This is a genomic window from Mariniradius saccharolyticus AK6, from assembly GCF_000330725.2.
Classification (GTDB): Bacteria; Bacteroidota; Bacteroidia; order Cytophagales; family Cyclobacteriaceae; genus Mariniradius; species Mariniradius saccharolyticus.
In genome coordinates, this window is sequence record NZ_AMZY02000014.1 from 29,183 (window position 1) to 43,617 (window position 14,435).

Here is a 14,435-nt window from a genome sequence, read left to right on the forward strand (position 1 = left end):
TTAAAAACGTATTTTGAATATTTTTTTTTGCATTATAAAATAAAACAGGTAAATCATCAAAGATCAAGTCAAAAATAAGCGAAATATATTCAAAAGCACAAGGGAATTACGCAAATTCTAAGCACGGCAAACTTTGCCTAGCTGAATCAACGCTGCTCCTTCTTTGGGTATTTTCAAAACAATTTGCAACAAAACCTACACCGACTTTTTATGCGTTGATGCATTACCAACAAGCGAATTTCCCAATTTCATTGGGTACAATCAAATCTTGTTCGCCTTCTTTAGAAATTAACCATCAAGTCCTGCAACTTTCCGGCAAAATCCTTGGACAATACAGGGTCATCTACCATGGAGTTGTGATCACCTTCTACATCCACCGGAAGGACAGCTTTTGCATAGTTATCCCAACCATAAAACTTCCTATCACCCACCAAAAAGGTCTTGATTCGGGCCTTGAACAAAACAATTTCTCCAGCATAGGGCGACAGAACATAATTGTCCATCGCTTGGTGGTTGATTTTCCTGATTTTTTCAATCGTGTGAAAATGGTTGGAAGATTCCATATCCTTCTCCTTGCCAAACCACCTTTGCGCAAATCCTTTCTTCCTGGCGAAAGAATTCATCTTCATCCGCTTGAAAGAATCAGGATGAAGGATGGCTAGTTTCACATCTACTACCCGCTTTTCCAATTGCTGTGATACCTTCAGCTTGAATTTATCCCAAGCATCCATTTTGGTATCGGATTGATAGGCAGATACGTCAAACAAGAAAACTCTTCCAATGGGATCGCCCTTTGATTTCATCTGCTTGGCCATCTCAAAGGCCACATAGGCACCAAACGATTGCCCGCCTACATGGAATGGACCTTTGGGGTACACTTTTCTTATCTCTTCCAGGTAGTAGGTAGCCATTTCTTCGATGGTCTCCAAGGGCGCTTCCACCCCATCCAATCCCTTGGACTGGATTCCATAAACCGGTTGTTCAGCATCCAAATGCTCTGCCAATCCATAAAACGGGGTGATGTTGGCGCCTGCACCATGGATCAAAAACAGGGGGATTTTGGAACCTTTTGGCTTAATTGGAACCACCGATTTCCAAGAAATCTCCACCTCATTCTGGGGATGGAAAAGCCGCGCAAAATCCTGCAATATCGGAAACCGGAAAATACTGTTTACGGGAAGTTTCAGCCCTGTTTCCCGTTCCAGAAGAACCATCAATTCGACTGCCATCAGGGAATGTCCTCCCAACTCAAAGAAATCAGATTTCCGATGGATCTTTTCCCGTCTCAATACTTGTTTCCAGATCTTTGCCACAAGTTCTTCAAATTGATCCGCAGGTTCTTCCAATGGCCCTGCTTGATCGTACTTCGCGGGTTGTGGCAGGGGGAGGTTTTTGCGGTCAACCTTGTTGTTTTGGGTCAAAGGCAAGGCATCCATCAATACCCATTCCGTCGGCACCATGTAATCCGGCAGGGATTCCTTCAAATGGGCCTTGATTTCAGTGTAGAACCTGGATTCTTGGGATTTGGTCTCTCCATTTTCCAAAACAAGGTAACCAACCAGGTAATTGTTGCCGTATTTGTCAGGGACAGCATTGACAGCAGCCTGATTTACCCCAGGTATTTGATTCAATTTCGATTCTATCTCCCCCAACTCAATCCTGTAGCCCCTGATTTTTACCTGAAAATCAATCCTTCCTAGACATACAATTTCGCCATTGGCGAGGAATTTGCCCAAGTCGCCGGTGCGGTAACACTTGGTGTCGCGCGAATCGGGTCCTGGGTCGGGTATGAATTTCTCCGCAGTCAATTCGGGACGGTTGTGGTAGCCTTCGGCAACGCCAAGGCCACCGATGCAAATCTCCCCCACCCGACCAATCGGGCAGTGCTGACCCTGCGCATCCAAAATATAGATTTGGGTATTGGCAATCGGTCTTCCGATGCTGATGTCTGTGGACTTGGTAATGCGCTTGATGCTGGACCAAATGGTCGTTTCGGTAGGACCATATACGTTCCAAAACGGGCCTACGCGCTCTATGAGTTTCTCAGCCAAATCCTCCGACAAGGCTTCACCCCCGCATAACAACTTGAAAGCGGGTGATTTTGACCAACCTGCCAAGATCAGCATCCTCCAGGTAGCAGGGGTTGCCTGCATCATCCCGATTTGGTGCTGCTCCATCAATTGGAGCAAAGCGCGCCCATCTTTCGCCTGTTCGGATGAAGCAAGCAGCACCGTCGCACCGGCAATCAAGGGTAGAAACAATTCAAGACCTGCGATGTCAAATGATACCGTCGTGATGGCCAACAGCTTCTCCCCGGCGCTCAATCCGGGTTCTTGCTGCATGCTGACCAAGAAATTGAGCAGGTTACCATGGGAAATCCGGACGCCCTTGGGCTTACCCGTAGACCCGGAGGTGTACAGGATATAGGCCAGGCTATCATGGGGGGGTACTTCAAAATTGGTTTTATTGTTTTTGGCAAAGGGGTAGACATCCTCCAAGGCCAATACGGGCAAAACGTCCGAGAAATTTTGGCTGTACTGGGGTTCGGTCAGCAACAATTTCGCACCCGAGTCCTGCATCATATAGCCCAATCGCTCGGCTGGAAAACCGGGATCCAAAGGCACATAGGCTGCCCCCAATTCCAGAACTCCCAACAAGGCGGGAAGCAACTTTTCGTTCCTGTCCAACATGACCGCTACCACGTCCCCGGAACGTATCCCTTGTTTGGCCAAATGTTCTGCCAAGCCATGGGAAAACCTCCTCAAGGTAGCGTAGTCCATGGATTTTCCGTCAGCAATCAGGGCTGCTGCATGCGGGTTGGCTTTTGCGTTCTCCCAGAATATTTCCAAAAAGGAATGCCGTACCGGCAACTCGATTTCGGTATTGTTCCATTCCCGCAGCTTCTCGGCCATCCGATCGGCATTGAATGTCCATATTGAGATGGGTATTTCAGGGCTATCGACAGCCTGTCGGATTATATCGGTAAATCCCTCCATCCAATAGGAGACAGTAGCAGGAGAAAAGAGGTCTGTATTGTAAGACCATTCCAACACAAGCGTGCCAGCAGCGGAACTCAGGTTGAGGAATATTTCAAAGGTCTCAAACTTCCTGGGGTTGGAAATCAACTTGTGCTGCAGCCCTTCGAAGCGGATCGGGTCATCCATGCCCAAATCCACGTTGAACATTATGGGCACCAAGGGGATGCGGGAAGGGTCCCTTGGAATACCAAGGATTTTGATCAGGTTGCCAAAGGTGAATTGCTGATGATCATAATCATCCAACAATTCGGACTTCCGCTTGGCGAGGTATTGCTGAAAATTGAGTTCCGCTTGGATCTTTGTTCGCAATGGCAGGAGGTTGACGCAATGCCCCACCAAAGTCAGGTTCCCCGTCGCAGCTTGCCCTGCCGCAGGCAAGCCGTAGACGATATCTTCCTGTCCGGTGATTTTGTGCAGGAAAATCTCAAAAGCGGCCATGATGGTGTTTACAAGGCTCGTATTGCTTTTCTTGCTGAGCGTTTTCAATCCATCGACCAAGTCTTGGGGCAAATGAAAATCATCCCTTTGCGCGTTGTAAGTTCTTTCCTTTGGCCTGGGTCGGTCTGTCGGCAGTTCCAACTGGCTCGGAACGGGCGTGAATTTCTCGACCCAATATCTTTCTGTTTCTTGGTAGGCCTCCGATTGGGAATAAGTCTCCATTTCTGCCGCATACTGGGAAAATGGCATCGGCTGAGGCAATGTTGGTTCTTGGCCGGCGACAAAAGCATTGTATTGCTGGGAAATCTCTTCCATCAACAATCCCAATGACCATCCATCTGCGATCAGGTGATGGGCGGTAATGGTAAAATGATAGTGTGATTCAGAGAATTTCAAGAGCGAAAAATGAATCAGGGGTCCCTGTTGGAGGTCAAATACCCTCAAAACTTCCCCTTCCAAAAATGTGCTGAGGGCATTACGTTGGGAATCGGCATCCAGGGAGGAATAATCCTCTTTTTGAAAGGGAATGGGCATTTCCTCATAAAGGATGAATTGTTTTCCATTTGGCGCAAACGCCATACGCAGGGCCTCGTGCCTTTCTACCAGACCATAACAGGCCTTTTCAAGACAGTCAAGGTCCAAGCGGCCTTGGAGATCCAAGGAAATTGATTGGTTGTAAGAAAGATTGGCCTCTTTTCCCCCGAGGATGCAGGAAAGCCAAACTTCCTTTTGGGCATCGACCAGTCCGCCTACTTTTTCGATGGCAGGTCCCTCGAAGGGGTTGTGGGCCGCAGAATTCAATTGCATGGGTGAAGGGTGATGGGTTGGAAGTTTAGAAAGTTTTTGAGGTTGTAAAGTTAAAAGGGCATAAAGCTATAAGATTATTGGGTTAAAAATTTATCGAGTCATTTATGCTATAAAGTTATTGGTTCAAAAGGAAACTACAATGCTTTTCCCACAATCCATGGAGATTCTTCGGCCACGGCGCCTCTGAATGAGATCACCGCTATGCTGCTTCTCCAGAAGCAGGATCCCTCGTTGTAGGGATCTCCCTCTCCTGAAGGAGAGGGATGGGGTGAGGTGCATTTGTGCTCCTCTAGGCAAAACAGCATAACTAATGGAGATTCTTCGGCCCCTTGGGCCTCTGAATGACGTCCACGTTATCCTACTTCTCCAGAAGCAGGATCCCTCGTTGGAGGAATCACCCTCTCCTGGAGGAGAGAGATGGGGTGAGGTGCCTTTGTGCTCCTCTAGGCAAAGCAGCATAACTAATGGAGATTCTTCGGCCCCTTGGGCCTCTGAATGACGTCCACGTTATCCTACTTCTCCAGAAGCGGGATCCCTGCGGTGTAGGGATCTCCCTCTCCTAGAGGAGAGGGACGGGGTGAGGTGCCTTTGAATGAAGGGCACTACACCGGCATCTCTACCTTCAGGAATTTGTTGGGTTCCTGTGGGTCTTTCACGTACCAGGCTGGATTGCCAAACTCGTCTTTGCCCAATTTTGCGCCGGCTACCGGAGGGGCCGCAAAGGGCGATCCCGAAGTTCTTCTTGCTGGTTCAGTTTCACCGCCATCCGATTGCTTTCCTTGGCCAATACCTGTTTTTGTACTACTTGCAGCCGAGGTCTCTTTGTCTTTTGCGGCAACATAAGTGTTTGTGGGTGACACATTGTTATTCGCCAAAACTACCTGCTGCAGCATTTCTACTTGCTTGGAAAGCAACTGTAGCTGTTTGGAAAGCAGTTCGATATGGAGCTTTGTATGTTCCAAGGAATTTGAAGCTTCATCGCCCTTGGAAGGGATGGCTGCCACCCCAGCCTTTTGTTCCATAACCGCAGCAGTTTCCCCATGGTAGGTTGGTAAGACCGGAATGCCGGTAGCCTTCACTTCAGGAAGGTTTTCATCCAAATAGGACACCACCGCATCCATATCCAAGAGCGATTCATTCAGTTGCCTAAAGGTAACTGTCAGGTCAAATTCCCGCTTGAACCCGGCTCCCAGCTGAATCAATGACAGGGAATCAAAACCGATCTCGAAAAAGGATGGATTGCCGGCAGGGACATCCAAACCGGTGATCTGCCTGATCAAGTCGACTACTTTTGCCCTTAATTCGGATTTCCTACCCATTCCGATTGGGTTGCTGTTCGTTTGGATGGGTTGAGATTGGGCAGCTTGCTGGACCGGAATTGCCTCGATGATTGGCGTCTCGACCCGGTACTCGGCTTTTGGTTCAAGCCATATCCTTTCCCTTTTGAAACTGTAGGTAGGCACTTCTTGGGAAAGCCCGGTGTCGGGATGGATGGCTGTCCAATCACCCTGGACACCCTTTTGCCACATAGTACCCATTTGCGTCAGGAAAAACTCTATTTCCTTTTGTTGGGCATTGATGCTCAGGAAGAATTCCCTTCCTTTCGACTTGGGAGATTGTTTGATCAAGGTACTTAATACATTGCCAGGACCCACTTCCAAGAAGGCCAATGGCATGTCCAAATCCAAGAGGGTTTCGGTCGCCTGTTGGAACCTGACCGCTTCGCGCAGCTGACGGGACCAATAGGCTGGGCTTATCGCCTGTTCATCGGACATAAATGCCCCGGTCACCGTCGAAATGATGGGGATTCTTGGCTTGTTCAGGTCAAGGGCGGCCACAATTCCCTCAAACTCTTCCAATATCGGATCCATCATATGGGAGTGGAAAGCATGACTGGTTCGGAGCACCTTTGCTGCGATATCCTTGGTCTCTAGCAATTCTGCAAATGCCAGGATATCGTTTTCTTCTCCTGACACTACCACCTGGTTGGTGGAATTTATGCCTGCGATGGACAAGTTCTCAGGAAGCAGGAAACGTACTTCTTCCTCCGAGGCACGTATCGAAAGCATCTTTCCATGGGGAAGACCTGCAATCATGCGACCACGCATGGCCACCAAGCGAATGGCATCTTCCAAGCCCATCACGCCTGCCAAATGGGCAGCAACGAATTCCCCGATGCTATGTCCACAGAGAACGACCGGTTGGATACCCCAGGACATCCAAGTTTTGGCTAAAGCGTATTCTATGGAAAAGATGGCAGGCTGGGTAAATTGGGTATTTCTCAGGTGTGATTCAGCTTCCTCATCCGAAACTTCCGGAAACAGGATTTCAAGAATCGAAAAGTTCATGGATGTTTCCAAAATCAAGTTGCAGGTATCCAATGCCTGCTTGAATACGGGCAGGGTCTCGTACAATTGACGTCCCATCTGCAGGTATTGGGAACCCTGACCGGGGAAGAGAAATGCAAGCTCATGGTTTTGCAAGCTGACCTTTTCAGGCTGTTTGGCCTTGGATAGGTTCTCGTTCAATTGCTCCAGATCCCTTGCGACCACAAAATTCCGAAACGCATAATCCGTCCGGTGGTGCATCAGCGTCGCTGCGATCTTTGGCAACCAAGCTGCGGATTTTGATTTGGAGAATTCCAAGAGATCGCCGGCGTATTGCTCTAGGCTCTCCTTGGATTTTGCGGAGAAAGGAATCAGGTATGCGGGCGCTTGGTAGCTGTTATGTTCCTGCGTCGATGTTACGGGAGACTCCTCCAAAACCACATGGACGTTGGTGCCACCCACGCCAAATGCACTCACTCCCGCAAATCTTCTTCCGGCTGAAGGCCAAGATTGATGCGGTTTTGGCATGAAGAAGGGGCTATCCGTCAAGTCGATGCTTGCGTTCAATTGTTTGAAATGCACTTGTGGAAAGAATTTCCTTTCCCGCAAAGTGAATATCGCGCGGAACAGTCCTGCTATGCCGGCAGCGGCGTTCAGGTGTCCCAAATTGCTTTTGACGCTACCCAAGGCGCAATAGGTGGATTTTCCGGGAGAACCAAATGCAATCTTCAAGCCCTCGATTTCGATCGGATCACCGATGGGCGTGGCGGTGGCATGGGCTTCAACATAGCCAATTTCGGAGGAGCTTATACCCGCATCGGCGATAGCGGCTGCGATTGCACCCGCCTGCCCTTCTGCACTGGGGGCAGAGAAACTGCCTTTCTCACCGCCGTCATTGTTGACGCCGACGCCTTTGATCACGGCATAGATCGTATCTCCATCGCGGATGGCTGCTTGGTAGTCCTTGAGGAGGACCGCCCCTACCCCATCACTGAATACGGTGCCCGTCGCTGCGGCATCAAAAGAATGTACATGTCCATCCTTGCTATTAACCCCGCCGTCATCGAACAGGTGTCCGCTTTTTGCGGGCGACTTGATGCTGGAGGCGCCGGCAATGGCCATTTCACATTTGCCCTGACGGATGGACTCTGCTGCTTGAACCACAGCCAATAAAGCCGTTGAACAAGCAGAATGTACGCTGACAGCAGGCCCTGTAAGGTTCAGATGGTAGGCCGTACGCGAAGCGATATAGTCTTTCTCATTCAATGAGTTGACCAAAAAGTCTCCATAAGAATTCAACAATTCGCGGTGGGAAGCCAGATTGTGCCAGACATAGGTATTGTTGCTGCATCCGGCAAACACCCCGATCGGCATCGCTTCATCTGATTTACGGTAACCCGTTTTTTCCAAAAGTTCATAAGATACCTCCAGAAACTTCCGCTGTTGCGGATCTGCAATGGCAGCCACCTTGGGATTGAGTCCAAAGAACGTAGCATCGAATGCGTCATACCCCTCGATAACTCCCCGTGCACCCACAAATTGGGGGTTATTGCGCAATGATTCCGGAAGGTAGGGGTCCAGTTCCTCTTTCTTGAAAAAGGAGATGGTATCTCGACCTTCCTGTAAAATCTCCAAAAATTCCTCAGGAGTATTTGCGCCAGGCAAACGGAGGGCCATACCCACGATGGCTACATCCTTGGACGATTTCGGGGAATCTGTTTCCTGCGCTACCTGTTGTTTCGAACCTTTTTCCTTGACGAAATAGGCAGCGATCTGCGCAATCGTTGGAAGCTGGTACATCTTGATGATGGGGAGATCCAGGTTGCCCAATTGGCGGAGTTCGGCCAATACCTTTTGGGCTTTCAGGGAATTCCCACCCAATTCGAAGAAATTGTCATGGACGGATACTTTGTCATAATTCAGGATCTTGGTAAAGACCTCGGCGACAAGTTTTTCCGTGGGGTTTTTCGGGGCCACATAGGCCTCCACCCAATCCGGTCTTTGGTTTTGGGGTTTGGGCAATGCTTTTTTGTCCACCTTTCCCGAACTGGTCTTCGGAAATTCCTCAATCTCCACCAGGATATCAGGGATCATGTAATCGGGAAGTGACTTTTTGAGCACTTGCTTCACTTGGCTGATACTCGATTTTTTGCTGTCGAGAAACTGCACGTAGCCGCAGAGGTATTTTTGTCCCGCAGCATCCATGTCCAACTTGACAACTGCCTTCCTCACACCTTCCACCTGATTGATGGCCAATTCCACTTCTCCAATTTCCACCCTGTTGCCACGGATTTTGACCTGATCATCTTCACGACCCTTGTAATGGTAGAATCCATCGGGATTTTGCACCACCTGATCCCCAGTTTTGTAGAGCGTAATGGTCTCGCCTTCGGGGGATGTCCAGCGGACAAATTTCTCATCGGTCAGGTCCTTTCTGTTCAAATAGCCAAATGCCAAACAATCGCCTGCAATATGCAATTCTCCCATCTCTCCGACCGGAAGGACGTTCATGGATTTGTCCAAAACATAAATCTTGCAATTGGCTACCTCTTTACCGATGGAAGGAATGTCATCCCAAGCATAGGGGTCACCACCAAGGACAAATTCCGTCACGTTGACCGAGGCTTCCGTAGGTCCGTAGGCATTTTTAAGGAACAAATGCGGGATTTTGCTGAAAAACACCCTGATATTATCCGTGATTTTCAACAATTCGCCCGAAGTGGAAATTTCGGTCAAAGAAGCTGGGAACTGTTTGGAAACCACCGCCTCTTCCGTTAAATATTGAAGGGCCACGTAGGGAAGATAAACCCTGTTGATAGCATTCTCCGAAATATAGTCCAGGATTTTAGCGGGGTTCAACCTTTGGACACCTTCGATCAAATGCAGTTCCCCACCCGAAAAAAGTGTCCCGAAAATCTCCAGGATGGACACATCAAAGCCAATATGGGCAAATTGCAGCGTCCTGACACCCGGACTAATCCAGGGATACTTATATTGGTAATTCACATATTCACAGAGACCGAGGTGGCCGAGAATAACGCCTTTGGGGTTTCCTGTTGACCCGGAGGTAAACAAAATCGCGGCCCAATCTCCCCTGTAGGACACAGTTTGTGGTATTCCTTGGGCAATGGCATCGAATTCAATTCTTTGCAGGCCGAGACTGCCATAAATGGGATCCTCTTCACGCCTTGCCAACACAAAGCTGATCTCAGAAATCGACACCATATACTTCAAGCGGTCGATAGGATACTCTGGATCGAGTGGCATGTAGGCTTTTCCCGATTTCAGGATGGCCAACATCCCTACGATCATTTCTATTGATCGAGTGGTACTGAGGCCTATGATTTTTTCATCGGGAGCGAGTGATTCAATGGCTCCTGCCAAGGCGGCGGATTGCCTATCCAATTCGGCATAGGTGATGGATTTGTCACCGAATACCACGGCTTTGTGATCCGGAAAGCGGTTTGAAGCAAGTTCAACGAAGGAATGTAATGTTGTCGGTTCCATGGCGTTCATGTTACAGGAAAAGAATTTTCAGCGAGATAGGATACTATTTAGTAAAGAAATTAGTCGTGGGTGATCTTGATTGAAAGGTCCTTCAGTGTTATCAGACTACCTTTCGTTGACAAAAATAAATGTTGTAAATTGAAATGCAAATATTCGGGTGTGAAATATTTTTTAGTGTATTTAAAATAAAATACTGGTTTTAAATCCCAATTCGATATAAACTTATTAAAATCCACGCAATCAAAAAAATAGCTTTCGATATACTCCAGCAAAGTTAACTGTATCTCCATTTACTTTGGAATTACACTTTTGTGCCGATGTGAATATGCAATTCGCCACACAAAAATCCAAAACCTCCCGCTATTTTCATTTCAGGACCAAAGGTCTTGACGCGGTAACCACATTGCCAGCCGAGTCAACCGCATACACATAGGCCCTTGCCGGTTTGTCGGGAATTTTGATTTCTACAAATTGCCCATTGTTGATTGTCTGTAAAATAGAGGTCCTTTTTTTCCAATCCTCGTCGTACACGACCCAAGAATAGTTCAAGGTACCTAGGTACTCATTTGTCACCGCGGCGGAAAGCCAAAGCCCTTCTCCGGGAGATACCGGATCCCAATGACCCACTATGGTGATGTCGGGGAAATTCTTGGTTTTGGAAATATCAGGTCGCCAGGCATCTTGGAGGTAATAATAGGCTGGTTTTTTTCGGCCCAAATAATCCGTAATGCCAAACCAGGTCGCCGAGCCTTCAGTCCTATCGACCCAGCTGAAGGCCATTCCACCAAGGTTTTTTCCTTGATTTTTCAAAATATATTCCTCCCATTGCTTTTGGTACCACTCGGCCTTGGCGAGAGAGGATTGTTCAATCGCAAGTCCGCCCGTCTGGTAATCCCCCAATTCCGTGTTCCAGTACCCTTTGGGACCAAACTCGGTGACCACATAAGGCTTGTCGGGATAAAAAGTATCCATGATATCTTGGAGCTGACTGATATTTTGCTCGTAGTATGAATTGATACCGAGTCCATCAAGATGGGGGGCGAACGCTTTGTACTGCACGATCGCGGCAATCAAGCGCTCGTTATCATGCTCTTCCGAGGAAAAAACTGGCCTTGAGGGATCAATTTCCTTGATTTTGACTGCCAAATCGTTCAGAAATTCCAAGTAACTTCTCCTGACAACTGTCAAGTACGGCTGGGCATAATGCTTTTTCAGCAAGCCCCATGTTTCATTGCCGATATTCCAAGCGATGATGGTTTTGTCATCCTTGCGTTGCCGCACCGTTGACAGCACCCGCCTTTCGTATGCCTTTCGCTTTTTCTCATCCGTGAAAAAATCCGTTTTTGGATCAAACCAGAATCCAAACATCACCTTCAGTCCCTGCTTGTTTGCCTCGGAAAGGATATTTCGATCATAAATGCCGGGCTCATACCTCCTGATGGTATTGGCTCCCATTTCCTTGATCTTGGAAAAATCAGCTTTCAATTGCCTCTTTGAAAGCGGCATAAAGCCCTCCTCCCAGTCGTGACCCGCATTGTAACAGACACCTTTGATGTAAAAAGGTTCCCCATCCACCATTAGCTTGAATCCGGAGGTATCTCGGACCAAGGAGCTTGGCGCTTCGTAATTCGATTTTGTGGAGTCTTGTGCCCTCCGATTATTTCTCCACAGATACAGGTCCAAATCCGTCAATTGATCCACAATTCCAATTAGATCAAAGGTCCAGTCTATATATGACTCGTCATTGGAAGGACGCCAGTCGGTAATCCAATTTCTATCCCAGTCACTGAAGAAGATTACCAAAGACCTTATTTCAGGAAACTTATCTTTGATTACAACCAACGATTCATTTACCCATGCTTTCCCGTTCTCACCCCGATAAGATGTGGAACCGAACTCCGCCAGCATGACGGGAATATCAAATCCCTTCTCCTCGATCTTGGATTTGAATGGTCTGTATATCTCTTCAAAGGTCTTGGAGGACATATCTTTGCTGGCCGATCCATAGTTGAGAGCGGTCAAACCTATCCAGTCGACATATTGAATGTATTCTCCTTCGGGAAAATAGGCATCAAACCCTTCGGTGGACCACGGACTCCAAACCCACGACACGTTGTGGGCACCGACCTTTTCAAATCGCAGATGGACGTATTTCCAAGCAGCCACAAACTCCTCCGGTGTATTACTCCCTGACCTAGACCAGGGGTACATAGGGTTTTCCATCTCGTGAGCAAATCTCAAGAAAACCGGTGAGTTCAAATCCCGCAAGGCAACTGCCATTTGGTCGATATACCAATCAAAATAGCCATCCAAAATATACCGAAATACCTTGCGGTTGTTTTTGATATCTGCGATCTGCGCATAGGCGGCAAAATCGCTGGTCCAGGGTTCCCAAGTCACCATGGGAATGGCCCCGTGTTGGATGATTTGCTTCCATTTTTCCTGTGGTAGCGGCGCGTCTCCCCAGGCCAAGTAGGTAGAAACGATGGGGAATTGGAACCCGGCATCGGCTTCGTGCCTTTGGATAAGCGATATATCGGTTTCAAAATCGAAATGTGGATCATAAATCCCGGTATAAAATCCACCCAATTCCTTTTCGATTAGTGTTTTGGGTGTGGGGTTCAAATAACGATCCTTACCGAGATGCAATGAACTCAATAGAAAAAACCCTGTTGAAAGGAACAAAACTACCAATGCCGTGTAAAAAGCGATCCTACTGAACTTCAAATAGGAGATATGGCGTTGTTCGAGGTTGACCGCGTTCCTCAACCACTTGAATTTGGCCTTGGCATTGTTCACCCATGTTGTTTGGCCGATTGCAAATGCTCCAAAAAAGATCACTGCATTGATGCCAGCAAAGACCGCCATCAACATGCTGTAGGGTTGCCAATCCACATACAAGCCATAAATGACAGCAAAAACGGAGACCAAAGCCAAGACCAGATTTGGTAATCCCAAGAGAAACTCCCCTTTGGTGGAATGCTCCTTTGGCGTAGGAATATACGGTACCTTGATATTCAGAAGTGTATATACGAATCCAATAATGAAAATCCACCAGGTCCCGACTCGAAGCATACCACCAACCAAATGTATCCCTCTTTCTTCGGAATGATTGAGCCATGCTTGTGCATAAAACCGATAGAGTAGACTGAATAGGAAAAATGGGGTGAAATAGACAAAAAACACCTTGGGATCCATCAGCCAAGGATACTCGCTCGTAATTAAGGCCAAGGCCGGTACAAAAACATCAATCAGGGTGATAAATCCGAACAGGTAGTAAATCGGCAACAAGCCATAATGTATCTTTTGGCGCCAAGTGAATTTGAAAAACAGCTTCGGGAAAAGATTGAACCAGAGATCAAAGGTGCCGCGGCTCCATTTCAATTGTTGTTTGTAATAGGCTGAAATACTGCTGGGAACCTGCCCGCGTGATAAAATCACAGGCTCATAGGCAGACTTCCATCCTTTGGCGTGGAGCAGCATGGAGGTATGCATGTCTTCGGTCAAACCGGGGGCATGGCCTCCAATGGAGTCCAATGCTGCCCTCCGGAAGGTGCAATTGGCACCAATCGCTTGGGCGGTACCATATTCCCCCATCGCCTGCATATAGGGCCCATAAAACAAATAAGTCTGTTCGGCAGCGCCTTGCGCAATAAGGGACTCCTTTTGATTGCCATATGCCTGTACGACTTGCACATAGCCGATTTCAGGATCATCAAAATGGTGCAAGACATGATCCAAAAACTCAGGAAACGGAGCATGATCCGGATCTAAAATCACGCATAATTCACCCGTGGCCTGCTTGAGTGCATTGTTGACATTTCCGGCCTTTGCGTTTTCATGTGTTTGGCGGGTCACATGCACAACGCCAAGTTCCCGACAAAGGCGCTTGGCAATAGGATCGTCGCCTTCATCGCAGAGGTAGCTCGTATGGGGATATCTCACCGCTACCATCGCCTTCAGCGTTCGCTCCAGCATGTCGTACGGCTCTCCGGGAACGAAAGTGGTCAGCATGTCGACGGTATATTTCCTAGCTGGCTGCTTGGGATTAGCTGAAACGGGACGCGGTTTTGGCAGACCAGCAAAGTGGTACCATTCAAACCCAACCTTCAACAGTTTGAAGATCAAGGAAATCATCAAAAGGTAGTAGGTAAATCGATAGCCAATCCTAACCTCCTCAAAAAATCCATATAAGAAAATGACCAAGGATGAAATCGCAAGCAAGAGGATCAGTTTCCCCTGAAAAAGTTTCCCGTTCATAAAATAGATTAGGTGAAATATTTTAAAGCAAAAAACATTATTTTATTTCTAAAAAACA

Annotated in this window: 4 protein-coding genes; all 4 read right to left on the reverse strand. The window is 47.8% G+C overall.

The genetic code is table 11. The features are described 5' to 3' along the window. Positions 1-281: 281 nt before the first annotated feature. The 4 genes from C943_RS14435 to C943_RS14450 all read right to left on the reverse strand — a co-directional run bounded on the left by C943_RS14435 (position 282) and on the right by C943_RS14450 (position 14,377). Complete coding sequence (locus tag C943_RS14435) at positions 282-4,283, reverse strand: non-ribosomal peptide synthetase (RefSeq protein ID WP_008629186.1); 4,002 nt, start codon at positions 4,281-4,283, stop codon at positions 282-284. 134 nt (positions 4,284-4,417) lie between these two features. Beyond that, a complete protein-coding gene (locus C943_RS22090) occupies positions 4,418-4,588 on the reverse strand; it encodes a hypothetical protein (RefSeq protein ID WP_008629187.1) in 171 nt (56 codons plus the stop codon). Between the two features lie 297 nt (positions 4,589-4,885). Beyond that, the gene (locus C943_RS14440) at positions 4,886-10,117 is read right to left on the reverse strand and encodes a polyketide synthase (RefSeq protein WP_169334627.1); all 5,232 of its coding nucleotides are present in this window, start codon (positions 10,115-10,117) and stop codon (positions 4,886-4,888) included. A 366-nt stretch (positions 10,118-10,483) separates the two neighbouring features. After that, entirely contained in the window at positions 10,484-14,377 is a 3,894-nt protein-coding gene (locus C943_RS14450; protein ID WP_008629189.1) for a glycosyltransferase, read from the reverse strand. Between the last annotated feature and the right edge of the window lie 58 nt (positions 14,378-14,435).

Bases quoted from the DNA above. Each gene is read 5' to 3' on its own strand.
- C943_RS14450 (WP_008629189.1), bottom strand. From the start codon at position 14,377: ATGAACGGGAAACTTTTTCAGGGGAAACTGATCCTCTTGCTTGCGATT.
- C943_RS14435 (WP_008629186.1), bottom strand. From the start codon at position 4,283: ATGCAATTGAATTCTGCGGCCCACAACCCCTTCGAGGGACCTGCCATC.
- C943_RS14440 (WP_169334627.1), bottom strand. From the start codon at position 10,117: ATGGAACCGACAACATTACATTCCTTCGTTGAACTTGCTTCAAACCGC.
- C943_RS22090 (WP_008629187.1), bottom strand. From the start codon at position 4,588: ATGCTGTTTTGCCTAGAGGAGCACAAATGCACCTCACCCCATCCCTCT.